The following is a 22,742-nucleotide window of genomic DNA, read 5'->3' as shown; positions in this document are numbered from 1 at the left end:
CCTGGTGGGCTGCGGCGCCGCGGCGGGCGGAGCCGCCTGCGCTGGCACCGCGAGGCTCGACGCGCCGAGCAGCGCGACCACGGTACCAACAACCGGTCGAGACCGTCTGGAAAGGAACGCAGGCAGCAGCCAGCGGCTAGCAGTCATCAAAAATCCCCCGTGACAATGAGAACTAGTCGGCCGAACTGTAGGGATGCCGCAGATGTTTGTCTATGCCGTTGACCATGCGTTATGGCAAATGGGGCGAGAGCCCTTAATGATCACTCAATCTGCACCCGGCGTCACCAAATCCCTGTGCGGCGAGCACCGCCGCCTCCCGCGCCGGGTCCAACCCGATCGAGCTGCGCTGCGGTCGCCCGGCACGCGGCGGGTGGAGGTAGCGGCGGTAGACCCCGTCCAGGATGCAGGAAGGCCACCCCGGGCATGGTCAACGGAGGCGCCGGTTGCGAAACTGCTTCAATCTGCGTCAGCACAACCCGGACGGAGCAGGGAATGCCCAGCACACCGCTCTCCCTGCCGCAGCCATCCGCGCGGGCACCCGAGTTCGGCCGGGACGCGCTGATCGTCTGCGAGAACCTGGTGCGGATCTACCAGACCGGTTCGATCGAGGTGCAGGCACTTCAGGGACTCGACCTGGCCGTGGAGAGCGGTGAGCTGGTCGCCGTCGTCGGTGCCTCCGGATCGGGCAAGTCGACACTGCTCTCCATCCTGGCCGGTATCGACGCCCCCACCGCCGGACGAGTCCGGGTCGACCGGTGGAATCTGCTGGCGATGTCCCGCGCGGACCGGGTGGACTACCGGCGGCACACCGTCGGATTCGTACGGCAGCAGACGGCGAGCAACCTGATCCCTTACCTGACCGCACGGGAGATGGTGGACCTGCCCATGACGGCTGCCCGTACCGCGAAGCGGGAGCGCCGGGAGCGCGCGGCCGAGCTGCTGGACAGCCTCGGTGTCGCCGACTGCGCCGATCGTCGCCCCGGGCAACTCTCCGGAGGGCAGCAGATGCGGGTCGCGATCGCCGTGGCGCTGGCCAACCAGCCGCGGGTCCTGCTCGCCGACGAGCCGACCGGTGAGCTGGACGCCGCCACGTCCGCGGAGGTCTTCGGCGTGCTGCGGGACGTCAACCGGCGCTACGGCGTCACAGTGGTCGTGGTGACCCACGATCCGGAGGTCAGCGGCCAGGTCGAACGGACCGTCGCGATCCGGGACGGGCGCACCAGCAGCGAGGTGCTGCGCCGCACCACCACCGACGCGGAGGGCGACACGCACACGATCGCCGAGGAGTACGCCGTGATGGACCGGGCCGGGCGGGTCCAGGTGCCCCGCGAGTTCCGCCAGGCGCTGGCGCTGACCCGACGGGTCCGGCTGGCCCTGGAACCCGACCACATCACGATCCACCCCGACTCGGGAAGCGGCGAATGAGCAGCGAGCCACTGCTGAGCGTGCGCGGCGTACACCGGCGCTTCGGCACCGGGCCGACCGTCGTCCACGCCCTGAACGGCGTGTCGTTCGACGTGGCCGCCGGTTCGATGGTGGCGCTCGTCGGCCGGTCCGGTTCGGGCAAGACCACACTGCTCAACGTCATCGGCGGCCTGGACCGCCCGGACGCCGGCACCGTGCACGTCGACGGCACCGACGTCACAGCGCTCGACGAGGATGGCCTGTCGCGGCTGCGGCGCGAGAAGGTGTCGTACGTCTTCCAGAGCTTCGGGTTGATCCCGGTGCTGTCGGCCGCGGAGAACGTCGCGGCCCCGCTGCGGATGGCCCGCGTCGCCCCGACCGAGCGCGAGCGGCGGGTCGAGTTGCTGCTGGAGCTGATCGGCCTGGCCGACCACGCCCGGCAGCGGCCGGCCGAGCTGTCCGGCGGCCAGCAGCAGCGGGTGGCGATCGCCCGCGCGCTGGCCGCCTCGCCCCAGCTTCTGCTCGCCGACGAGCCCACCGGGCAACTGGACGCCGAGACAGGTCTGTCGGTGATGGCCCTGCTGCGCGGGATAGTGGAATCGGAGGGCGTCACGGTACTGGTGTCGACGCACGACGCGGTGATGATGGCCCTGGCCGACAGGGTGATCCGCATCCACGACGGGCACCTCGACGAACAGGCGGCCGGGCAGCCGTACCCGCCGGTGCCGGACGCCCTGTGACGCGACGATGAGGCTGGTCAGCCGACGCGCTCGCGCGCAGTGGCCGTTGCTGGCAGCCCTCCTCGGGGTCGTCACGATCGGCGCGACGGTGCTGGGTACCTGCACCCTGCTGATCACCCGCACCGCCGAGCGGGCGCTGGAGGTCGCCATGGCCCGCGCCGCCCCCGCCGCCGTCGACGTGACCGTCTACACCGGCACCGTCGAGGGCCGGGACACTCCGTCCGTCGCCGCCGACACCCGCACCGTGGTGGCCTCCACGCTCGCACCGTTCCCGGTGACGACGACCGCGCGGGCGTCGACGGTGCTGCGGGCCCTGCCGCCCGCGCTCGCCACGGGCACCACAGTCGGAGCCCAGGCGTACCTGTCGGGACTGGACGACCTGCCGACCCGAGGCGAGCTGGTCACCGGGCGCTGGCCACAGCACCCTGGCGACGCGGTGCTGCTGGAGTCCACCGCACAACTGCTCGGCCTCACCCCCGGCAGCCGGGTACGCCTCGGCGCCGAACTGGCCCACGCGCCCGTCCCGGCCATCGACGTGGTGGTCGTCGGAGTGATACGCCCGCTGCCGGGGCGCGGCTGGGACCGCGACCCGCTGGCCGCGGCCGGTTCCGCCACCGGCTACCGGGACGGCCGCTTCCAGCAGCCGGTCAACGCCTACGGTCCATTCCTCGTCGACCTCGCCGACCTGTTCACGACCGGTGCCACAGTCGACCGGCTGGAGGTCACCGCCCGTCCGGACCTGTCCCACAGCAACCGCCACGACCTGGATACCGTGGCCGCGGCCGTCGACAGTGCCGACGGCCGGCTGGCGGGCACCCTCGGCGACCGCGTCCGGCTCGCACGTGTGGCCTCCGAACTGCCACTGACCCTGCGGGCCGCCGACGACCAACGGCACGTCACCGCCGCGGTCGTACTCGCCGTCGCCGTCCTCGGCGGTGTCCTGGCCGCGACGGCACTCGTCCTCGCCGGCCGTCTGACCACTGGCATACGCGCCGACGAGACCGCCCTGCGGTCCGCCCTGGGCGCCAGCCGTCGACAACTCGCCGCCACCGCGACACTCGAGGCCGGACTCGTCGCCGCCGTCGCCACCGCGCTCGCGATACCGGCCTCGTCGGCCCTGCACGCCGGCCTGACCCACCTGCCGCCGCTGGACGGCGCCGGCCTGACCGTCCGGCCGGCCGTCACCGGCGCCCAGGTCCTCGCGGTCGCCGTCGGCGCGGTGGTACTCGCCGCTGTGCTCATCGTCCTGGCGATCCGGCCCGTCCCGGCAGCCGGCGACCAGCGCACCCGCCGCGAACTGCTGGCCCGATCCGGCGCCGATCTGATGCTCGCGGTATTCGCCGCCGCCGGATGGTGGCAGCTGTACGCGCAGCCCACCGCCGCCAGCCCACGCGCCGACGCGGTCCGAGTGCTCGCGCCAGCGCTGCTGCTCACCGCAGGCGCCGCTCTGGCCCTCCGGGTGGTACTTCCCGCCCTTCGCGGCGCCGACCGGCTGGCGTACCGCGCCCGCGGGCTGGCGCTCCCGCTGGCGGTCTCCGAGGCCGCCCGCCGGCCACAAGCGGTCGCCGCCGGGCTGCTCGTCGGGCTGGCCTGCGCGGCCGGAACCTTCGGCCTCGCCTTCGACGACACGTGGCACCAGTCGCAGCGCGACCAGGCCGCGCTCGCCGTCGGCACCGACCTGGCCCTCACCCTCAGCACGGCGCCGGTGGCCGGAGACGGCGCGATCGTCAGCGCGGCCACCGCGGGGGCCGTGAGTCCGGCCCTCGACCGAGGTACCGCCGTCGGTCAGTGGCTCGGCAGCGCCGGCGACGCGCCGCGCCTGGTCGCCGTCGACACCACCCGGGCCGACGCGCTGCTGCGCGGGCGGCTGGACAACGACAGCGGATGGGCGGACGTGGGCGCCACGCTGGCACCACGCACCCGGGTCACCGGCCTCGCCGTTCCGGCTGGCGCCCCGCTCGTCCTGAGTGGGACCGCCGCCGGTGACACCCCGCTCGCCGTGACGCCCCGGCTGATGCTGCAGGACGCCACCGGCCTACGCACGTCCTGCACCGGTCCCGCCGTACCGCTCGACGGCCAGGAGTTTCGGCTGCCCGCCTGCGCGACCGCTGACGGGCTGCGCCTCGTCGCGGTCGCCCTGCCGGTCACCACCGACGCGGTCGGCGGACCCGTCGCCGTAGCCGTCACACTCACAGTGCCGCCCGCCGCGTCGGCGGGAAGTCCCACCGACGGATCGGATTGGACCGCCACGTCCGCGCCGCCGGTCCCGAGCAGGTTGCGCGACCCGACCGTCACGGTGTCCGCCGCCACGCCGACGGGAACCACGTTGCGGATGGCCGCGACCGTCGACCTCGGTGGCGCCGAGGACGCCGCACGGACCCTCGTCGCCACCGCCTTCCCGGACCCCGGCCCGGTGCCCGTCGCCGTCTCCGCCCGCTTTGCCAGCGAGGTCGGTGCCGAGAGCGGCAGCCAGCTCAGCGTCACCGTCGGCATCACGCCCGTCCCGGTCGTGGTCACCGAGGTCGTGCCGACCGTTCCGTCCGCCCCCGGCGCCGTCGCCGTCCTGGCCGACCTGGACACGCTGTCGCGCGCACGTGCCGTCACCGGCGACCTGACGTTCCCGGTCGACGCCTGGTGGGTCGGCCACCCGGCCGACCCCGGTGCCGCCGAGCGGGCCACCGCATTGCACCTGGGTGCCGTCGCGACCCGCGAGGCGGAGACCGCCCGCCTCACCGGCGGCCCCCTGCTCGCCGGGCTGCCGGCCGCGCTCCGCCTCATCGTCCCGGCCGCGGCCCTGCTGCTGCTCGCCGGCGTCGTCCTGCACGTCACCTGTGATCTCCAGGTCCGCGCGGTCGAGGTGACGCGGCTGCGCGGCCTAGGAATGTCCCGGCGCGGCATCCGGGCCGTGCTGCTCGGCCAGCACGCCGGCGTTCTGCTGCCGCTACTCGCGGCGGGCGCGGCCGTCGGCGCGCTAGCCACCCGCGTCGTCGCTCCCCTGCTCGTGCGCTCCGAAACCGGTGCCGCGCCCGTCCCGGCCACCCAGCCACACTGGCCGTGGCCAGCCGAGGCCGCACTGCTCGCCGTACTGCTGGCCGGATGCATGCTCGTGGTCGCCGTCGTGGTCACCGTCCAGGTCCGCCGGGCCGACGCCGCGCACCTGCGGGTGGCCCCGTGAACCGGTGGCTGACCCGCCGGCGGCCGGCGCTTCACTGGCCCAGCATCCGTGGCCGTGGCCGTACCGACGCCGGACCGCTGCTGCTCACCGCCGCCGTCATCGCGGCCGTCGCGCTGCTCGCCGGGGCCGCGCCGCCGCTGCTCCGCGCCGCCGCCGACAACGCCGTCCAGGACACTGTCCGCCGCGCCGGCAGCGACTCGAACGTTCTCGTAAACGCCAACTGGGAACGCGACGACGGGCCGACCGGCGGGCGGGTCCGGATGCCCAGCCTCGCCGATGCCCTCGACAACTTCCGCGCCCGGGCGACATCCGCGCTCGGGCCCGATCTGGATGCCGCGCTGCTCCCGCCCCTCGCCACTGCCAACGGCCCGATCCTCGACATCACCGGCGGCAGCGCCCCACGTACCTTCCAGTTCACCTACCTGGCCGGCGACGGCGGTGGCCCGGACGTGACCTGGATCGCCGGCAGCCCACCCGGCCCCGCCGTCTCCGACCAGTACGTCGAAATCCCCTACGACGGACCGCCCTGGCCGGTGCAGGTCGGCCTCTCCGAGGCGGACGCCGCCGCACTCGACCTCGGACCGGGTGATCGAATTCCGGTCAAGGACGGCAAGGGTCGCGACAAGGACGTCCGGATCAGCGGGATCTACCGACCCACGGACAGCGCCGACCCGGCCTGGCGGCTCGCCCCGGCGCTACTGCGCCCCGTGCTCGGCGCCGACGGCGTGGGGACCACCCGGTTCGCCGGCCTGCTGTCGCGCGAGTCGCTACCGGACGCCCGGCTCGCCATCGACGAGGATCAGCTGCGGCGCACCATCCACTTCGCCCCCGTTCCCGACGCGCTCACCTGGGACGCCGCCGCGGCGCTCGCCAGCCAGGTGGTCAAGCTCAAGGCGACCTCCGGCTCGTCAAGCGACCGCGACCAGTCCCTGAAGTGGGAATCGCAGCTCGACACCGTCCTGCGCGACGCCCGTGCCCGAAACAGCGCCGCTTCCACACAGGCCGCCGTCCTGCTCGCCGGGGTACTGACCGCCACGGTGCTGGTCCTGCTGCTCGCCGCCGACCTGCTGGTCCGCCGCCGCAACCCGGTGCTCAGCGCCGCCCGGCAGCGTGGGGCGGCGCTACCCGACATCGGTGCGGAACTGATCATCGAGTCCACAGTGGTGTCGGTGTCGGCCGCCGCCGTCGGGCTCGCGCTCGCCCGCGCGGCCGCTCCGGGCCTCTCCTGGACCTGGGCCGTCCCCGTGGTTCTGGCCGGTGCCGTCGCCGGGCCGGCGTTCGGCACCCTCGCCGCCGCCCGCGCCAGCCGGGACCGGCGCCAACCCGCCAACCCGGCCGCTCGGCGCTGGATCCGGTCCACCGCCCAGTTGCGCCGCGCCGCACTGGAGGCTGCCGTCCTGATCGCCGCGGTCGCCGCCTTCGTCACACTGCACCAGCGCGGCCTCCTGCCCCTCGCCTCCGGCGGCGACACCGGCGAGCTGACCGGTGACCTCATCCTGCCGATCAGCGCCCTCGCTCTGGGCGCGCTCGTCGGCGCGCTCGTCCTGCTCCGGCTACTGCCCATCGGGGCACGGTTGGCGCTCCGACAGGCCCTGCGCTCGCGCCGCCCGCTGGCCGTGTTCAGTGCCGCCCAGGCGGCCACAACGGCCGGGCGCGCGCTACCGCTGCTGGTTCTGGTCAGCACCACGGCACTCGCGTCGTTCGCGCTCATCCTCGGCGCCACCGTCACCCGGGGCCTGACCGACGGCGCGTGGAGCACCGTCGGCGCCGACGCCCGCCTCGACGTCGGGGCCGACGCCGCCGCCGCCACGCCCGCACTCGCCGAGCGCATCGCCGCCGCACCCGGGGTGGGGCAGGTCGTCGTCGCGCAGGTGACCGACTCGGCACGCGTCTTCACCGAGTCGACACTGCTCACCCCACGCCTGGTCATCGTGGACACCGCCGCGTTCCAGCGCCTGCTGGCCAGCACTCCGCTGCCCGACGCGCCGGCGCTGGCCCGGCTCACGGCACCCGGTCCCGGCGCCGGGGACGTCCCCGCGCTGGTCCGATCGAGCGACGGCGAACTGCGCACCGGCACGCGGTTGCAGCTACCCCGGGACGACGCCCCGGCGATCCGTCTCGCCGCGGTCGGTACCGCTCCCTCCGTCGGCGGCGCCAACGACGTCGTCATCGTGGACGCCGCGGCCCTCGCCGACGCCGGGCTGCCCGCCGTTCCGAATACCGTCTGGGTCACCGGCCCCGGTGCGGCGCGGGCCGTGTCGAACACCGGAGTCGCCTCCGACGTCGTGCTGCGTGCGGACGTCCTGCGGGCCCAGCGGGTGGCTCCACTGACGGCAGGGCTGGTACGGCTGGCGTGGACGGCCGCCGCGGTGCTGCTGGCGCTGGGGTTGCTCGGCCTCGCGCTCGCCGCCGCCGCGGGTGCGTCGCAGCGGTGGCAGACCCTGACCCGGCTGCGGACCCTCGGCCTGCGGCCACGCGACGCCCGCTGGGTCGCCGCCGGAGAACTGCTGCCGCCGGTAGTGGTCACCGCGGTGTACGGCCCGCTACTAGGGGCCCTGCTCGCACGCCTGACGCTCGGCCCGCTCGACCTGCGGCTGCTCACCGGCCAGGCCGCCGACCCGACGGCGATCCTGCCGTGGTGGCTGCTGGGCCTGGTGAGCGTGGCGCTGCTGGCGACGGCCGCCACTGTCGTACCTGTCGAGTCGGCGCTGCGGCGACGCGACCGGCTGAGCGAGGTACTCCGCGCCGGCGAGTGACCGACGGTCTGCCGTGCGGGAAGCAGAAACGACGAGACCCGTTACCGGAGATCCGGTAACGGGTCATCTGATCCGCTCGTATGGATGGTGGGCGATACTGGGTTTGAACCAGTGACCTCTTCCGTGTCAAGGAAGCGCGCTCCCACTGCGCCAATCGCCCGTGGCGGCCCCGTGGGGCGCATCGCGAGCGGACGACGGGATTCGAACCCGCGACCCTCACCTTGGCAAGGTGATGCGCTACCAGCTGCGCTACGTCCGCACGTCCCCGGCAAGCGCCGGCGACAGGTGAACTCTACCCGATGCCAAGATCGCTTGGAACGGCACCCTGGCCGGTCGCGGTTGCGCTGGTCCCGCCCGGGGTACTGAAGGGCTCGACAGCGCACCACACCCCCTTAAGGAGGCTGTCGTGGGTATCGGCACCAGCATCTTCCTGATCGCGCTCGGCGCGATCCTCACCTTCGCACTGGACGCGAGCGTCGGCGGCATCAACCTCGACGTGGTCGGCTGGATCCTGATGGGCGCCGGCGTGCTCGGCCTGATCATGACCACGCTGATCTGGGGTCGCCGCCGCCAGGTCGTCACCACCACCGAGCAGCCGGTGGAGTACCGCCAGGTAGAGGAGCGGCGGGACATCGCCCCGCCGCTGTGACCCGGCCAGCTCCACAGTTGGCGGAGCCACCAGATCACGGTGATCCCGGGCCGGCCGCCTCGGCGAAGGCGGCCGGCCTCTCGCACCCGTGACCCCGCACCGCAGCAGACGACGGGTAGGCGTCGCCGCCGCCGGTGAGTGGACCATCGTGGTCCGCCGCTGCCGGCGGCGGAATCAGAACTCGATGACCAACCGGCCGCGCACCCCTCCGGCTTCCAGGAGCTGATGCGCGCGGGCCGCCTCCTGCGGCGGGAACCGGCCGGCGACCCGCAGCGTCAGCGCACCCTCCTCGGCGAGTCGCCGAAGCAGGTCGAGCTTGTCGCGGCGCCCGTCGTACTCGTGCACGTACGCGGAGACCATCTCGACCCTCCGCTGGTCGGCCTGTGCCCGCAGCACCGGATCGGGTCCGCCGCGCAGCAGCGCCACGGCACCACCCTCGCGGACCGCGGGCAGCAACGCACCACCAAGCAGCGCGGTGTCGACAGCGGCGTCCACCCCGCCCGGTGCATGCTTCCGGAAACGGTCGGCGACACCTGGGCCTCGGGTCACCGTCACGTCGGCACCGAGCGCGGCGACCAGGTCGACGTCACCCGGCGCCGCGTCGGCCAACACCCGGTGACCGTCGGCCTTGGCGAGCTGTACCGCGTACCCGCCGACGGCACCGGCCGCGCCGGTCACCGCGAGGGTGCTGCCGGGCGGCAGCCGCAACTGGTCCAGGGCATGCAGGGCGGTCAACCCGTTCAACGGCAGTGTGGCCGCCTCGGCGAGTGACACGCCCGCCGGAGCGGGCACCACCCATGCCTCCGGGAGCACTACCCATTCGGCGTACCCGCCGCCGGCCGCCCGGGTCGGGTTGACCATGGCCATCACCGGGTCACCCGGGGCGAGTGCGCCACTGGTGCCGGAACCCACCTCGTCGATGGTGCCGGCGATGTCCTGGCCGGGCAGCAGCGGGTCACTGCCGCGCAGTCGCACCGGCGTCATACCGGCCCGGATCAGGGTGTCCGCGGGGTTGACCGCCGCGGCCCGTACCCGGATGCGGACCTCGCCGGGGCCGGCGTGCGGCGTCGGAAGGTCCACCACCCGCAGCACCTCGGGCCCGCCGTAGCGCAGCAGTCCGACAGCTCTCATGCTCGACTCCTCATTCGGGTGACCGGCCGCCCCACCGTGTCCGGCGGTCAGTCAAGGCAGGTGAGCGCGACCTCGGCGTAACGCGTCAGCGCCGCCCGGTCCGGATTGATGGCACCCATCACCCGCAGGCCCTGGAGGCTGGTCACCAGGAAGCCGGCCAGGTCGGTGGCGCTGCGGTCGGTGGTGATCCGACCCCGCAGCTGCGCCTCGGCGAGCAGGTCGTAGAGCGCCAACTCCAGGGTCTGGGTGGTCGAGCGAAGCCGCTCGGCGACCCGCACGTCCTGGTGCGCCCGTTCCATCGACGCCCCGACGATGAGGCAGGAAAGGTGCCGGCCGTCGCCGGTGATGTCGTCCACCGTGCCGATGAACACCTCACGGATGACCGCCCGCGCGTCGTTGCCCGAGCGCAGCAGATCGACCATCGGTGTGGCGTAGCGCTGCCGGTACAGGTCGAGCACCGCCAGGTAGAGGCCGTCCTTGCTGCCGAACGCCGCGTAGATCGAGCCGCTGCCCAGGCCGGTCGCCTCGGAGAGGTCCCGCATGGAGGTGCCCTCGTAGCCCTTGCTCCGGAACACGTCCATGGCAGCGTCGACCGCGGCGTCGAGGTCGAACTCACGGGTGCGGGCCATGACTGAACGCTATCCGCTATCTGGAACGATCGACAAAGTACCGCCGGTCACAGCCACCGATCCGAGCCGTTTCCGCTGGCCGAAGGCATGCCGACCCCCCACGTTACGATCCAGATCATGGAGCCTCTCGACACGGTGCTGGCCGCGCACCGGGCGTACCTGCTCGGTTGGAACATCGGTGTCGCCGGGGGTCCGGACCTTCCGACCTACCGCAGTGACGTCCCGCACGCACCCCTCAACGGCGTGCTGCGGGTGGTCGGGCGCACACCGCCGGACGCGCTCGCCGAGGCTCGGAAGCGCCTGCACGGCGTACCCCGGATCTGGTGGGTCGGCCCGGACAGCGACGCCGGCACCGCGGACGGTCTGGTCTCCCTCGGCGCGGTGCAGGTCGCCCGCATGCCGATCATGACCGTGGAGATCGGGGCGGTGGCCGAGGTGCCGACCCCCGGCGGCGTGCAGATCACCGAGACCACCGACCTCGCCGCGTTCGTCCCGGCCTACGCCCGGGTGTCCGGAATCCCGGCGGACGGTGTGGCGGCGACGATCGAACGGGAAAAGGCGTTCGCCGGCGACGGCACTGTGCTCCGGCTGGCCGGTCGCCTCGACGACGGTCGGATCGTCGCGACGGCCGTCGCCTGGATCAGCCATGGTCTGGTCACCCTCTACTTCGTCGGCACCCAGCCGGAGCAGCGTCGCAGGGGCATCGGCGCGGCCATGACCAGGGCGGCGCTCGACCTGGCTGCCGAGCGGGGTGCCCGTGTCGCCGCCCTCACCTCGTCGGCCGTCGGCGAGTCGGTCTACCACGGCCTCGGCTTCCGACCGGTGGGCGAGTTCCGCCTGTTGACCTTCTGAAAGCAAACGAGCGACCCGGCGAGCCCGAGTGGATCACGGGGTGGCCGCCCGCCGGAAACCATTGACTACGGGGTTCAGACAGCGTTGTCTTTTACTGGCACCTGGGGAGGTACGACAGTGATCGACGAAGTGTCCCTCGTGTTCTGCGTGACCGCCGACGTGTCGGTGCGCGAGCGGATGGTGCGGCGCCTGGACGGACTCGGCACCCTGGTGATCTGCACCGACCTCGCGGAGTTGCAGGCGATGATCGGCGGACCGGTGATCAGCGGGCCGGCGCGGCTCCCCGCCCCCACCACGTCGTCCGCCCCCGCTCCGGCCCCCGCTCCAACCGCTCCAGCGGCCGGCCAGATCAACCTCGGTGACCTCACCATCGACCCGCTCGACCATCGGGTGACGTGGCGCGGAGAACCGCTGGCCCTGACCCGACTCGAGCGCAACCTGCTCACCCAACTCGCCACCGCGCCGGTCGGAGTCTGGACGTACCAGCGGCTCTTCGAATCGGTCTGGGGCTGCGCGTTCCTCGGCGACACGTCGATCCTGCACTCGGCAGTAAAGCGGTTACGTCGCAAACTGCACGCCGTCGACGACGCTCTGCGCGTGCACACCGTGCGCGGCATCGGCTACCGGCTCAGCGTCGACTGATGACGTGGCGCCACAAGCGAAACGGCTCGTCACCGGGTCTTCCGGTGACGAGCCGTTCTCCTCTGGTGGGCGATACTGGGTTTGAACCAGTGACCTCTTCCGTGTCAAGGAAGCGCGCTCCCACTGCGCCAATCGCCCGTGCTTGTTGCCGAGGTGGGGACGGGATTTGAACCCGCGTACACGGCTTTGCAGGCCGTTGCCTCGCCTCTCGGCCACCCCACCGAGGTTGCCCCCGTCATACGTGGCGGCAGCTCCGAGCGGACGACGGGATTCGAACCCGCGACCCTCACCTTGGCAAGGTGATGCGCTACCAGCTGCGCTACGTCCGCACGCCCCCGGACGTTCCCGGGTGACGGATGAGAACTTTAGCCGAGTGGGTGTTTGACTGCCAACTCGGGGTCGCCTCGGCGCGTCAGGGGTGGCCGGGGCTGGAGCGGAGTCACTTTCGGCCGGCTTCCTAGGGGGCTGACCCGGCACCGGGATCCAGCACGGACTGTCACACTCCGACACGCCTCGGCAACGATCGTCATCATCGCGTCGCATGCCCGACCATCGACGTCTCCGTTACCCGACACCGGGCAGCGGACCTCGATGAACACTCTCCGTGGAACGACCGACGACACCCGAAAGAAGTGTCCGGCTTCCGACTGTCACCGCGCGGATCGGCGCGTGGTGGTAACTGTTCGTGTTCAGTCGGATGGGCTACGGTAACGGTCGTGACGAGACGTGCGGCCGAGATCCGCCTGGATGCCCTGCTGCGCACCGCCTGCGACGTGATCGTGGAGCGCGGTCTGGCCAACACCCGGACAGCGGACGTGGCGAATGCCGCGGGCGTGAGTCAGGCGTTGGTTTTCTACCACTTCGCCACCAAGGAGCGGCTGCTCGCGCAGGCCTTCGCGTACGCGGTCGAGCAGGATCTGGCCCGACTCGACGCGGTGACCCGCTCCTCGGCCGCACCGCTGACCAAGCTCCGCCGGATCCTCAAGCTCTACACCCCGGCCGGGCGGGCGACCTCCTGGTCCATGTGGATCGACGGCTGGTCCGAGTCGCTGCGTACCCCCGAGTTGGAGAAGGTCTCCCGGCGGCTCGACCTGCGCTGGCGGCAGGACCTGGCCGCGGTGATCACCGCCGGGGTGGCCGACGGCACCTTCCAGTGCGCCGACGCCGACGGGGCCGCCTGGCGGATCAGCGCGGTGATGGACGGCCTCGCCGTCCAACTCGCCGTGCACGACCGGGTGATCTCCCGCCGCCAGTTCGGCGAGTGGGTCCGGCTGGTCACCTCCCGAGAGCTCGGCCTGGACCCGGCCGACCTGGACTGAGCTGGGCAACCAGCACCGATCCACCACACCAGGCCCGGCAAAACGGGCTCAGTCCGCCCCATCGACCGGAACAATCGGCAGCATGGACCTCCTGGAGGCGTACCGCCGGAGCCTGGCCGAATTCATCGACCGGGTGGATCAGATCGAGCCCGGCCAGTGGTCCGACCCGACACCCTGCTCGGACTGGGACGTCCGGACGCTTGTCAACCACGTGGTGACCGAGGACCGGTGGAGCGTTCCGCTGCTCGCCGGCCGGACCATCGACGAGGTCGGCGACCGGCTCGACGGCGACCAACTCGGCGCCGACCCGATCGCGACGGCCCGGGAGGCCGCCGCGCAGGCCGAGATCGCCGCCACCCACCCCGGCGCCGTCGATCGCACAGTGCACCTCTCCGCCGGCGACACCCCGGCCACCGAGTACCTCCAGCAACTCCTCGCCGAGCACCTCGTGCACGGCTGGGACGTGGCGGTGGCGATCGGCGCACAGCCACGGCTCGACCCGGACGCGGTGCACGCCGCCGCCCAGTGGTTCGCCGGTCAGATCGACGCCTACCGGCGCAACAACCTGGTCCACACCGGCGTACGGGTGCCCGACGACGCCGACGAGCAGGACCACCTGCTGGCCGCGTTCGGGCGCGACCCCGACTGGGCGCCGAGCGACTGAGCGAATTTCGATCTGTTGATGCGACAGCGGCTCGGGACCTTGCCGTGACCTCGGGAGACTGATATTCACAGATGCGCATGCGTCACCGCGCATCTGTGGTCGGCGACTGGCCGACCATCTCGCTCCCACGAGGAGGTCCCGTGCCACAACCGGAGTGGTCACCCCCGATGAGCCGGCGTCGACGCCGGCTCATCGCCATCCTGGCGACGACGGCGACGGTCGCCGCGCTGCTCCCCACCGGCGTGAGCACCGCGGCCCCCACCGGCAGCCCGGCGTCCGCCGAACGCCGGTCCGGGCCGTTCGCCGAGGGACACGCGCCCGCCGACGCCGACAACCGCACCGGTACGGCGGCACCCGACGCCCGCCAACGCGGCCTGGCTCGCGCCGTCGACCCCGACGTCCGGTGGAACCGGCTCGGCACCCCGCAGGCGCTCGGCCCCGGCCGTACCCCGCTGGCCAGCGGGTTGCCCGCCGACCCGGAGGCCGCCGCCCGCGCCTACCTGGCCGCCAACCACCACCTGTTCGGCATGGACGCCGCCACGGTGGCCAGCATGGAACGGGTGCTGGTCCGGCCGATCGGCAGCGGCACAGTGGTCACCCTCCGGCAACGCTTCGGCGACCTGCCCGCCGGGCCGGACGGTCTCGTCACCCTCGCGGTCGCCGACGGCGCGGTGCTCTCGGTCAGCTCCTCGCTGGCCCGCAACACCGGCACGCCGGCGGCGGCCACCCGCACCGCCGAGCAGGCGTACGCCGCCGCGCTCGCCGACGCCAAGCTGACCGCCGACGCGGTGGCCAGCCACACCATCCGGTCGGTGGCCGTGCCCACCCCGCTGGACGGGCCACGGGCCGCCTACGAGGTGACCATGATCGGCGCGGACACCGAGCACCCGGCCGCGTTCACCAGCTACGTGGACGGCAGCACCGGGCAGGTGCTGGTCCGCGAGGATCTCGTCGACTTCGACTCCGACAACCCGAGCTGGGCGGTCTTCCCGGCCACCCCGCCCCGCGACCTCGGCCCCGGGCAGGACCCCCGGGTGCGCTGGTGCGGCGACCCGACCCCCGGCTGCCAGGCCGCCTTCCGCGATCCGGCCACCGGCCAACCGTGGGACGTCGACGCGGCCACCGGCACGCCGACCTTCACCTCGCGCGGCAACTCGGCCAACACCGTGTTGTCCTGGGGTGCGAGCACCCCGGTCGTGCCGGCGCCCACCAGCCCGGAACGGCGCTACGAGTACCAGTTCACCGACCAGTGGCACCAGGCCCGGTGCAACCCGGGGGTGTTCACCTCCGCGCAGCGCAACGACGCGGACGCGTCGATCGCCAACCTCTTCGCCATGCACAACCGGATGCACGACTGGTCGTACCAGCTGGGCTTCACCGAGTCGGCGTGGAACCTCCAGGCGGTCAACCTCACCCCGTCGGGCCTGGGCGGTGACGCCGAGCAGGGCCGCGCCCAGCAGGGCGCGTTGACCGGCAACCGGAACAACGCCAACCAGGGCACGCCGCGCGACGGGCTGCCGCCGACCACCAACATGTACCTCTGGCAGCCGCAGGCCGGCGGGCCGTACCCGCCGTGCGTGGACGGCGACTACGACATGACGGTGATCGGTCACGAGTACACCCACGCGATCACCAACCGGATGATCGCCGGCCCGGACAGCGGGATCAGCGGCCACCAGGGTGGCGCGATGGGTGAGTCCTGGGGCGACCTGCTCGCCGCCGAGTACCTCTTCCAGCACGGGCTGCGCGCACCCGGCGAGACGCCCTTCATCACCGGCGGCTACGTCACCGGCAACCTGGTCAGCGGCATCCGCAACTACGACCTGAGCCGCAGCCCGCTCAACTACTCCGACATCGGCTACAACACCGCCGGCCCGGCAGTGCACGCCGACGGGGAGATCTGGGGCGCCACCAACTTCCGGGTCCGCTCCGCCCTGGTGAAGCGGTACGGCCTCGGCACCCCGCAACGGCAGCTCGACTGCGCGCTGGGCACTGTCGCGGCAGATCAATGCCCGGGTAACCGGCGCTGGTCCCAGTTGGTCTTCGACTCGTTCCTGCTCCAGGCCGCCAGCCAGGTCAGCATGCTCGACATGCGCGACAACATGCTCACCGCCGACCTGCTCCGCTTCGGCGGCGCGAACCAGGACCTGATCTGGGCCGAGTTCGCGCGCTCCGGGATGGGCCGGGACGCGGCCACCAACGGCGCCGGCGACACCGACCCGACACCGAGTTTCGCCTCGCCGCGCGGTGGCAACGCGACGCTCACCCTGCGTCCGCGCGGGGACAGCGCCGAAGCGCCGATCCGGGTGTACGTGGGGGCGTACGAGGCGCGGGCCGTGCCGGTGGCCGACACCGACCCGGCGACGCCGATCCCGGACACCGTGGAGATGGTGGCCGGCACGTACGACCTGCTCGCCGTGGCCCCCGGGTTCGGGCACCAGCGGCTCAGCGTGGTGGCCAAGCCCGGTCAGGACGGGTACGTCGACCTGCGGTTGAGCCGCAACCTCGCCTCCGCCGCGTCCGGTGCCACAGTCACCGGCGACGGGGTCAACCTGGACCGGGTCGTCGACGACACCGAGGCGACGAACTGGGCGTCCCTGGACGGGGTCGCCGGCCGGCAGCTCACAGTGGCGCTGCCGGGCGACGCCCCACAGACGGTCAAGCGGGTGAACGTCAGCGCGATGCTGCGCCCGGCGATCACCGGCGACGCCGACACCGGCGCCCAGAACGCGCTCAGTGCCCTGCGCTCGTTCGCGGTGTCCGCCTGCAACGCGACGACCACCGACTGCGCGGACCCGACGCGTTGGCAGCGTATCTACACCAGCGCGGGGGACGCGTTCCCCGGCGGGGCGTACCGGGCGTACAGCCGCGACATCAACCTACGGACGTTCGCGGTACCCACCACCCGCGCCACCCACCTGCGCCTCGAGGTGCTGGCGAGCCAGTGCAGCGGCGGCCCGCACTACGCGGGAGAGCAGGACGACGACCCGGCCACGACGACGGACTGCGCGACCGCCAGCCCGGCCCGGAGCCAGGTAAGGATCGCCGAGTTCCAGGCGTTCTCGAAGTGACACAGTGGGGCCGGCGGGTGTCCGCCGGCCCCACTGCTCTCGATCAGCGGTGCGCTCGGCGCCAGGGGTCGGCGGCGGCCGGGCGCTCCCAGCGCCGGTCCACCGGGGGGTCGTCGGCTCCGTCGGCGTCCCCGGCCACGGCCCGGGTCAGGTGCCGCAGCCGCAGCAGCAGCCCCACCCCAAGGAAGAGCAGCAGCCCGCCGAGCAGGAAGGCGACCTGCACCACGCCGAACGCGCCTGACTGCGAGACCGGGCGGTCGGCAGCCGGTGGCGCGGCGTCGGCCGGCTGCTCCGCGACAGTCTCCTCAGTCGCCGTACTCTCGCCCTCGGCCGGAGCGCTCGCGGATTCGGTGGGCTCCGGCGGAGTCGGTGTCGGCTTCGGCTTGCTGGTCGGGGCGCCGCCCACCCCCACCACCGAGCGGGTGGCGGTCTGCCGGGCCAGCAGGCGCAGGTTGGCGTCGTACGCCTCGGCGGCGAGGGTGACCCGCCCCTGGGTGACGTCCTCGTCGAAGGCCACCCGGTAGCGGGCCGTGACAGTGCGGCCCGGGCAGAGCGTGCCCGGGTCGAGCTGCCTGTCGGTCAGCCGGGCCACGTCCCCCTCGGTACGGATCTCCAGCGGAAAGTCGCCGGTCTCCTCCACCCGGTCCATCTTCACCTGGTCGAGCCGGAGGCCCCCCTGCACGCTGAGCACCATCGACCAGCGCACCTTCGCGCACCTGGCGCGCCGATCCGTCTGGGAGACCACAGCGGAGATCGTCCGCACCTGCTCACCGGCGGTGAACCGACCCGGCAGGCCGCTCATCTCGGTGGTGAAGGCCGCCTGTGCCGGGGCGGCCACCGCCAGCTCCACCCCGCTCAGACAGGCCAGCACCACCCCTGCCCTCAGCGCATACCGCCACACCGTCACCACCGCCGTCCTCCGTTCGGTCGCCTCCACCCCGCAACGCTAGAAGCGGGGGACCGCGTCGACCAGACGGGTGTGTTCGCACCGGACGGCAAGGACGGGGTGGGTTTTCACCGACCGTGGTGAACCGGTCACCACTCCCCCGCGACACGCCGTGAGGCGGGCACTTGGGAGAATCACGCCGTGTCCGAGCTCTCCAGCACGTTCGTCCGGCTGCACGCCCGGCTGGCCCCGGTCCCCTTCGTTCCCGAGGTGCTGCTGCACCAGGCGGACGAGCCGATCGGCCTGTGGGAGCTGACCGAGGGCGAGTTCTCCACCGACCGGCCGCCGCCGTTCTGGGCGTTCGCCTGGGCCGGCGGGCAGGCCCTCGCCCGTCACGTCACCGACCACCCGGAGCTGGTCGCCGGCCGGCGGGTGCTCGACCTCGCCTCCGGCTCCGGCCTGGTGGCCATCGCCGCCGCCCGCGCCGGTGCGGCGTCCGTGCGGGCCGTCGAGGTGGACGAGCTGGCGGTGGCGGCGGTCGCCCTCAACGCCGAGGCCAACGGGGTACGCGTCGACGCCGAGTTCGGCGACATCCTCGACGGCGACGCCGGGGACGCCGAGGTGGTGCTCGCCGGAGACGTCTTCTACAGCGACGCGATGGCCCGCCGGGTCCTGCGGTTCCTGTTGCGCGCCGCTCGGGCCGGCGCGCCGGCGCTGGTCGGTGACCCCGGCCGGGCGTTCCTGCCCCGGGACCGTTTCGACGAGGTGGCCGGGTACGACGTGCCGGTGCCGGAGGCGCTGGAGAGCGTGCGGGTGAAGCGCACCACCGTCTGGCGGCTGCGAGCCGGGCTGCCGGGGGCCTCCGGCTAGCGTGTCCGGGTGCTGTTCCGCAGCTGGGCGCAGGTGGCCGACCCCGCATGGCCGGACGTGGCCCGGGTGCCGGACCACGTCGGCGGCACCCACCTGGTCGTGACCCGGCACGCGCTGGTCCGCCAGGTCCTCGCCGACCCGGTCACCTACCGGCCGGACAACGCGCTGGACGCTGTGACACCGATGCCGGTGACCGCCCTGCGGGTGCTCGCCGGGCACCGGTTCCGGCTGCCGCCGACCCTGGCGAACAACTCGGGCGTCAGCCACCCGCAGATCCGGGCAATCGTCGCGGAGGCGTTGCACCCGGCCCGGGTGGCCGCCCAGCGGCAGTGGCTCACCGCACTGGTCCGGGACCGGGTGACCCGGATCGGCGTCGCGCTCGACGCCGGTGAACCGGTCGACCTGTACGCGGACCTCGCCGCCGACCTGCCGCTGCTGGTGCTGGCCCGACTTGTCGAGTTGCCGGACGCTCCGGTCAGCGCGGTCAAGGAGTTCGCCCGCGCCGCGCTGGAGTTGTTCTGGGCGCCACTGGACGCCGACCGGCAGGTGGCGCTCGCCGCCGAGGTGGGCCGGTTCCACCGGGTACTGCGGGACTTCGCGGCCGTCGGTGGCGGTCTGGCCGCCGAGCTGCGCGCGGCCGGGCACCCGCCGGACGTGGTGGTCGGCGCGCTCTTCTTCCTGTTGGTCGCCGGGCAGGAGACCACCTCGCAGTTCCTCACCCTGCTACTGCACCGGCTGGCCGACGAGCCATCGGTCCGGGCCGGCCTGCGCAGCGGCGAGGTCGCGGTGGCCGACGTGGTGGAGGAGGGGTTGCGGCTGGAACCACCGATCGTCACCTGGCGGCGGGTGGCGACGACGGAGAGCACGCTGGGCGGGACGGAGGTGCCGGCGGGCAGCAGCCTCGTGCTGTGGCTGGGCCGCGCCGGGCGGGACCCGGCGGTGGTGGAGTCCCCCGACGAGTTCCGTCCGGGTCAGCGTGGATCACGCCGACACCTGGCGTTCGGGGCGGGCGCGCACCGCTGCGTCGGGGACGTGCTGGCCCGGATGGAGGCGGCCGTCGTGGTGGCCGAGGCCGCGCCGCTGCTGGACGGGGTGACAGTGCTCCGTCCGCCCTGGTGCCCGGACAATCTCACCTTCCGGATGCCGGACGCTTTCGTGGTCCGCCGCGCCCCCGGGGTCACCGGGCTGACCGGATCCTGACATCCGCTCGGTATGTTTCCGGGCGTGTCAGCCATCCCCACCCGTCGGATCCCTGCCGTCGTAACGCTTCTGGCCCTGCTGGCGTTGACTGCCTGCACAGTCGGTCCCAGTCACCCGGCGCACGCTCGGCAGGTCACCGTGGCCCAGCCGACGCCGCCCGCTTCGACGCCGACCCCCTCGGCCTCGCCGTCCCCGACCGCGAAACCCGCGTTCAAGAGCCTGGCCTGGTACGTGTCCCAGGTGCCGACGTTTCCCGAGGCACCGAAGCCGCAACCGGTGGAGCTGCCCACCACCGGTTCGGCGGCGTTCTGGCATCGCCTGCCGACCGACCAGAAGGTCGCCTTCATCACCATCGACGACGGTGGGCTGGCCCGCCCGCCGGGAGTGATCGACTTCATCTGGGAGGCGCGTATCCCGGTGACGATCTTCCTCAACTCGCCAGCGGCGGCGGAGCACACCGACTACTTCCGGCAGATCGAGGCGGTGGGCGGAGTTGTGGAGAACCACACCATCTCGCACAACTCGCTGGCCGGCCGGTCGTACGACTATCAGAAGCAGGAGATCTGCGGCGCCGCCGACAAGCTGGAGGGGCTGTTCGGCAAGCGGCCCACCCTGTTCCGGCCGCCGTTCGGCGAGCATGACAGCACCACGCTGAAGGCCGCGCACGACTGCGGCGCGAAGGCGGTCTTCCACTGGACCGAGACCGTCCACGAGGGGAAGGTGCGCTACCAGACCCCGGAGAAGGTGGTCCAGCCCGGCGACGTGCTGCTGATGCACTTCCGACCGGCGCTGATGGACGACCTGCTCGCGGCGTTGAAGGCGATCCACCGGGCCGGGCTCACCCCGGCGCTGCTGGAGCAGTACGTACGGTGATCGGCCCGTCGCCGACCTGACGAAAGTCAGGGGTGGGTGGTGCCGTTCGGGCGCAGTGGGACGACAGGCCGCTCGCCTAGCGTCAGCGCATGATCACATTACGTGGGTTGACGAAACGGTTCGGGTCGACAGTCGCTGTCGACGCGTTGACAGTCGACATCGCGCCCGGCCGGGTCACCGGCTTTCTCGGCCCGAACGGCGCCGGCAAGTCCACAACCATGCGGATGATCCTCGGGCTGGACCGTCCCACCGCCGGGCAGGCCCTGGTGGGCGGGCGCGCGTACCGGGAGTTACGCCGACCGCTGCACGAGGTGGGCGCGCTGCTCGACGCCCGGGCCATCCACCCGGCCCGCTCCGGCCGGGCGCACCTGCGGGCCATGGCGCACAGCAACGGCATCCCCAGCCGTCGAGTCGACGAGGTGTTGGACACCGTCGGGCTGGACGGACGGGCCGCGGCCAAGCCGGGGCGAACGCTCTCGCTCGGCATGGGCCAACGGCTCGGCATCGCCGGCGCGCTGCTCGGCGATCCGCCGGTGCTGATGTTCGACGAACCGGTGAACGGACTCGACCCGGACGGGGTGCGCTGGGTGCGGCAGCTGATGCGCTCGCTGGCCGACGAGGGGCGGACGATCTTCGTCTCCAGCCATCTGATGAGCGAGATGCAGCTCACCGCCGACCAACTCGTGGTGATCGGCCGGGGGCAACTGCTCGCCGACGAGCCGATCGGCGAGGTGATCGCCCGCAGCACTGTCGCGGTCCGGGTCCGCAGCCCGCACCCGGACGGGCTGACCGCGCTCGCCGCGCGCCTCACCGCCACCGGGGCGAGCGTCGAGGCTGCCGACCGGAACGAGCTGACCGTCACCGGCGCCACCGCCAACCAGGTCGGCGACCTGGCGCACGAACTGGGAGTACGCCTGCACGAGCTGAGCGCGCACGCCGCGTCGCTGGAGCAGGCGTTCATGGAGCTGACCGCCGACAGCGTCGAGTACGCCGGTGGCCCGACCGAGGGTGGGCAACGATGAGCACGCGGACCGACACGGGCACCCGCCCCGCCAGCACGCCGGCCGCCGGTGCGTCGGCCACCTTCCGGGGGGCGGTGGCCGCCGAGTGGACCAAGCTCTCCTCGGTGCGGAGCACCTGGTGGACGGCACTGGCCGGGCTGCTGGTGATGTTCGCGAGCGCCGGCCAACTGGCCATCTACGTCGCCAACGACAACACCAACGACGACCCGACCGACGACCTGGGGATCGTCACCGTCGGCAGCGTGCTGATCGACTCGGTCGAAATGACCCAGTACGTGGTGCTGGCGCTGGGCCTGCTCGCGATCACCGCCGAGTTCACCAGTGGCACCATCCGGACGACGTTGCAGTGCACCCCGTCCCGTGGTCGCGTACTGCTGGCCAAGGCCGCGGTCGCCGGTGCTGTCACCTTCGGCCTCGGGCTGGTGCTCGGCGGCGTCGGCGCCCTGGTCGCCCGACCGGTGCTCGGCGAGTGGGGCAGCGCCCCGGCCGCCGGCACGATCGGCGACATCGTGGCGGTGGCGACCTACCTGGCGCTGATCGGCGTGCTCGCCCTGGGCCTCGGCGCCGCGCTACGCAGTGCGGTGCTCACCCTCACCGTGCTCCTCGCCACCCTGATGATCGTGCCGCTGTCCCTCCAGGAGCCGGACATCGACGTGCTGAACCGGATCGCCGACGTGTTCCCCGGCGTGGCCGGCGGGCACTTCCTGGCCGGCGACACCGAGGCGTACCCGCCAGTGGTCGGGCTGCTCCTGCTCGCCGGATGGGACGACGCCGCCGAGGCCGAGATGGTCGGCGTGCAGCGGGTGGTCACCGAGATCCGCCGGTTCCGTTCCGACCAGGGGCTGCGCCCCACGCAGCG

At 72.9% G+C, this 22,742-nt stretch carries 18 protein-coding genes and 5 tRNA genes; 15 read left to right on the top strand and 8 right to left on the bottom strand.

Annotation, left to right across the window (positions count from 1 at the left end):
- The first annotated feature begins 492 nt into the window (after positions 1-492).
- From AB0C20_RS25150 to AB0C20_RS25135, 4 genes are read left to right on the top strand one after another with little or no spacing between them, the layout of a single operon-like run.
- Positions 493-1,425, top strand: a complete 933-nt coding sequence (locus AB0C20_RS25150) for an ABC transporter ATP-binding protein (RefSeq protein WP_357182466.1) — start codon at positions 493-495, stop codon at positions 1,423-1,425.
- Positions 1,422-2,144 (top strand): ABC transporter ATP-binding protein, encoded by a 723-nt coding sequence (locus AB0C20_RS25145; RefSeq protein WP_357182470.1) that lies wholly within the window; start codon positions 1,422-1,424, stop codon positions 2,142-2,144. The genes AB0C20_RS25150 and AB0C20_RS25145 overlap by 4 nt, the downstream gene beginning before the upstream one ends.
- A 7-nt stretch (positions 2,145-2,151) precedes the next feature.
- The gene (locus AB0C20_RS25140; RefSeq protein WP_357568857.1) at positions 2,152-5,319 is read left to right on the top strand and encodes a permease; all 3,168 of its coding nucleotides are present in this window, start codon (positions 2,152-2,154) and stop codon (positions 5,317-5,319) included.
- Positions 5,316-8,075 (top strand): FtsX-like permease family protein, encoded by a 2,760-nt coding sequence (locus AB0C20_RS25135; protein ID WP_357568856.1) that lies wholly within the window; start codon positions 5,316-5,318, stop codon positions 8,073-8,075. Before AB0C20_RS25140 ends, AB0C20_RS25135 begins: the two co-directional genes overlap by 4 nt.
- 85 nt (positions 8,076-8,160) lie before the next feature.
- On the opposite strand, the gene AB0C20_RS25130 is transcribed toward AB0C20_RS25135, so the two are convergent.
- Both AB0C20_RS25130 and AB0C20_RS25125 read right to left on the bottom strand, forming a co-directional pair.
- A tRNA-Val gene (locus tag AB0C20_RS25130) sits at positions 8,161-8,235 on the bottom strand.
- Positions 8,236-8,261: 26 nt separating this feature from the next.
- Positions 8,262-8,334: transfer RNA gene (locus AB0C20_RS25125), tRNA-Gly, on the bottom strand.
- Positions 8,335-8,481: 147 nt separating this feature from the next.
- On the opposite strand from AB0C20_RS25125, the gene AB0C20_RS25120 reads away from it, so the two are divergent.
- The gene (locus AB0C20_RS25120) at positions 8,482-8,724 is read left to right on the top strand and encodes a DUF6458 family protein (RefSeq protein ID WP_091400768.1); all 243 of its coding nucleotides are present in this window, start codon (positions 8,482-8,484) and stop codon (positions 8,722-8,724) included.
- A gap of 174 nt (positions 8,725-8,898) precedes the next feature.
- Here the strand turns inward: AB0C20_RS25120 and AB0C20_RS25115 are convergent, their stop codons facing one another.
- Both AB0C20_RS25115 and AB0C20_RS25110 read right to left on the bottom strand, forming a co-directional pair.
- A complete protein-coding gene (locus AB0C20_RS25115; RefSeq protein ID WP_357182480.1) occupies positions 8,899-9,855 on the bottom strand; it encodes an NADP-dependent oxidoreductase in 957 nt (318 codons plus the stop codon).
- Between the two features lie 47 nt (positions 9,856-9,902).
- Positions 9,903-10,484 carry a helix-turn-helix domain-containing protein gene (locus AB0C20_RS25110; RefSeq protein WP_357182483.1) on the bottom strand — a complete coding sequence of 194 codons (582 nt, stop codon included), beginning with the start codon at positions 10,482-10,484 and terminating at the stop codon, positions 9,903-9,905.
- A gap of 117 nt (positions 10,485-10,601) precedes the next feature.
- On the opposite strand from AB0C20_RS25110, the gene AB0C20_RS25105 reads away from it, so the two are divergent.
- Together AB0C20_RS25105 and AB0C20_RS25100 are read left to right on the top strand one after the other, a co-directional pair.
- Positions 10,602-11,336, top strand: a complete 735-nt coding sequence (locus AB0C20_RS25105; protein ID WP_357568855.1) for a GNAT family N-acetyltransferase — start codon at positions 10,602-10,604, stop codon at positions 11,334-11,336.
- A 159-nt stretch (positions 11,337-11,495) separates the two neighbouring features.
- Entirely contained in the window at positions 11,496-11,978 is a 483-nt protein-coding gene (locus AB0C20_RS25100; protein ID WP_357183128.1) for a winged helix-turn-helix domain-containing protein, read from the top strand.
- A gap of 63 nt (positions 11,979-12,041) precedes the next feature.
- Here the strand turns inward: AB0C20_RS25100 and AB0C20_RS25095 are convergent.
- The 3 genes from AB0C20_RS25095 to AB0C20_RS25085 all read right to left on the bottom strand — a co-directional run bounded on the left by AB0C20_RS25095 (position 12,042) and on the right by AB0C20_RS25085 (position 12,307).
- Positions 12,042-12,116, bottom strand: a tRNA-Val gene (locus AB0C20_RS25095).
- 13 nt (positions 12,117-12,129) lie between these two features.
- Positions 12,130-12,200, bottom strand: a tRNA-Cys gene (locus AB0C20_RS25090).
- 34 nt (positions 12,201-12,234) lie between these two features.
- Positions 12,235-12,307 (bottom strand) — tRNA-Gly (locus AB0C20_RS25085).
- 387 nt (positions 12,308-12,694) lie between these two features.
- Between AB0C20_RS25085 and AB0C20_RS25080 the strand changes: the two genes are divergently transcribed.
- From AB0C20_RS25080 to AB0C20_RS25070, 3 genes are all read left to right on the top strand, one after another.
- Positions 12,695-13,297: a TetR/AcrR family transcriptional regulator gene (locus AB0C20_RS25080; protein WP_357182490.1), complete on the top strand. Its 603-nt coding sequence runs from the start codon at positions 12,695-12,697 to the stop codon at positions 13,295-13,297.
- A gap of 82 nt (positions 13,298-13,379) precedes the next feature.
- The gene (locus AB0C20_RS25075) at positions 13,380-13,961 is read left to right on the top strand and encodes a TIGR03086 family metal-binding protein (RefSeq protein WP_357182493.1); all 582 of its coding nucleotides are present in this window, start codon (positions 13,380-13,382) and stop codon (positions 13,959-13,961) included.
- Between the two features lie 140 nt (positions 13,962-14,101).
- A complete protein-coding gene (locus tag AB0C20_RS25070) occupies positions 14,102-17,032 on the top strand; it encodes a M36 family metallopeptidase (protein ID WP_357182496.1) in 2,931 nt (976 codons plus the stop codon).
- A gap of 43 nt (positions 17,033-17,075) precedes the next feature.
- On the opposite strand, the gene AB0C20_RS25065 is transcribed toward AB0C20_RS25070, so the two are convergent.
- Positions 17,076-17,969, bottom strand: coding sequence for a hypothetical protein (locus tag AB0C20_RS25065; RefSeq protein WP_357182499.1), 894 nt, complete (start codon positions 17,967-17,969; stop codon positions 17,076-17,078).
- A 150-nt stretch (positions 17,970-18,119) separates the two neighbouring features.
- On the opposite strand from AB0C20_RS25065, the gene AB0C20_RS25060 reads away from it, so the two are divergent.
- From AB0C20_RS25060 to AB0C20_RS25040, 5 genes are all read left to right on the top strand, one after another.
- Positions 18,120-18,788, top strand: a complete 669-nt coding sequence (locus AB0C20_RS25060) for a 50S ribosomal protein L11 methyltransferase (RefSeq protein WP_357182502.1) — start codon at positions 18,120-18,122, stop codon at positions 18,786-18,788.
- Between the two features lie 9 nt (positions 18,789-18,797).
- Positions 18,798-19,988, top strand: a complete 1,191-nt coding sequence (locus AB0C20_RS25055; protein ID WP_357568854.1) for a cytochrome P450 — start codon at positions 18,798-18,800, stop codon at positions 19,986-19,988.
- A 24-nt stretch (positions 19,989-20,012) separates the two neighbouring features.
- Positions 20,013-20,861, top strand: coding sequence for a polysaccharide deacetylase family protein (locus AB0C20_RS25050; RefSeq protein WP_357182508.1), 849 nt, complete (start codon positions 20,013-20,015; stop codon positions 20,859-20,861).
- An 89-nt stretch (positions 20,862-20,950) separates the two neighbouring features.
- Positions 20,951-21,883 (top strand): ATP-binding cassette domain-containing protein, encoded by a 933-nt coding sequence (locus AB0C20_RS25045; RefSeq protein WP_357182511.1) that lies wholly within the window; start codon positions 20,951-20,953, stop codon positions 21,881-21,883.
- Positions 21,880-22,742: ABC transporter permease subunit (locus AB0C20_RS25040; protein WP_357568853.1), on the top strand; the 863-nt coding region annotated here is incomplete at its 3' end. The genes AB0C20_RS25045 and AB0C20_RS25040, both read left to right, overlap by 4 nt.

This window comes from Micromonospora sp. NPDC048843, from assembly GCF_040649965.1.
GTDB lineage: Bacteria > Actinomycetota > Actinomycetes > Mycobacteriales > Micromonosporaceae > Micromonospora > Micromonospora hortensis.
The sequence above is the reverse complement of the archived record's forward strand: the minus strand, read 5'-3'. Positions and strand labels throughout refer to the sequence as shown.

What these genes read in the sequence shown, in the direction of transcription:
- AB0C20_RS25045 (WP_357182511.1), top strand. Translation starts at nt 20,951, where the DNA reads ATGATCACATTACGTGGGTTGACGAAACGGTTCGGGTCGACAGTCGCT.
- AB0C20_RS25140 (WP_357568857.1), top strand. Translation starts at nt 2,152, where the DNA reads ATGAGGCTGGTCAGCCGACGCGCTCGCGCGCAGTGGCCGTTGCTGGCA.
- AB0C20_RS25105 (WP_357568855.1), top strand. Translation starts at nt 10,602, where the DNA reads ATGGAGCCTCTCGACACGGTGCTGGCCGCGCACCGGGCGTACCTGCTC.
- AB0C20_RS25110 (WP_357182483.1), bottom strand. Translation starts at nt 10,484, where the DNA reads ATGGCCCGCACCCGTGAGTTCGACCTCGACGCCGCGGTCGACGCTGCC.
- AB0C20_RS25150 (WP_357182466.1), top strand. Translation starts at nt 493, where the DNA reads ATGCCCAGCACACCGCTCTCCCTGCCGCAGCCATCCGCGCGGGCACCC.
- AB0C20_RS25115 (WP_357182480.1), bottom strand. Translation starts at nt 9,855, where the DNA reads ATGAGAGCTGTCGGACTGCTGCGCTACGGCGGGCCCGAGGTGCTGCGG.
- AB0C20_RS25145 (WP_357182470.1), top strand. Translation starts at nt 1,422, where the DNA reads ATGAGCAGCGAGCCACTGCTGAGCGTGCGCGGCGTACACCGGCGCTTC.
- AB0C20_RS25075 (WP_357182493.1), top strand. Translation starts at nt 13,380, where the DNA reads ATGGACCTCCTGGAGGCGTACCGCCGGAGCCTGGCCGAATTCATCGAC.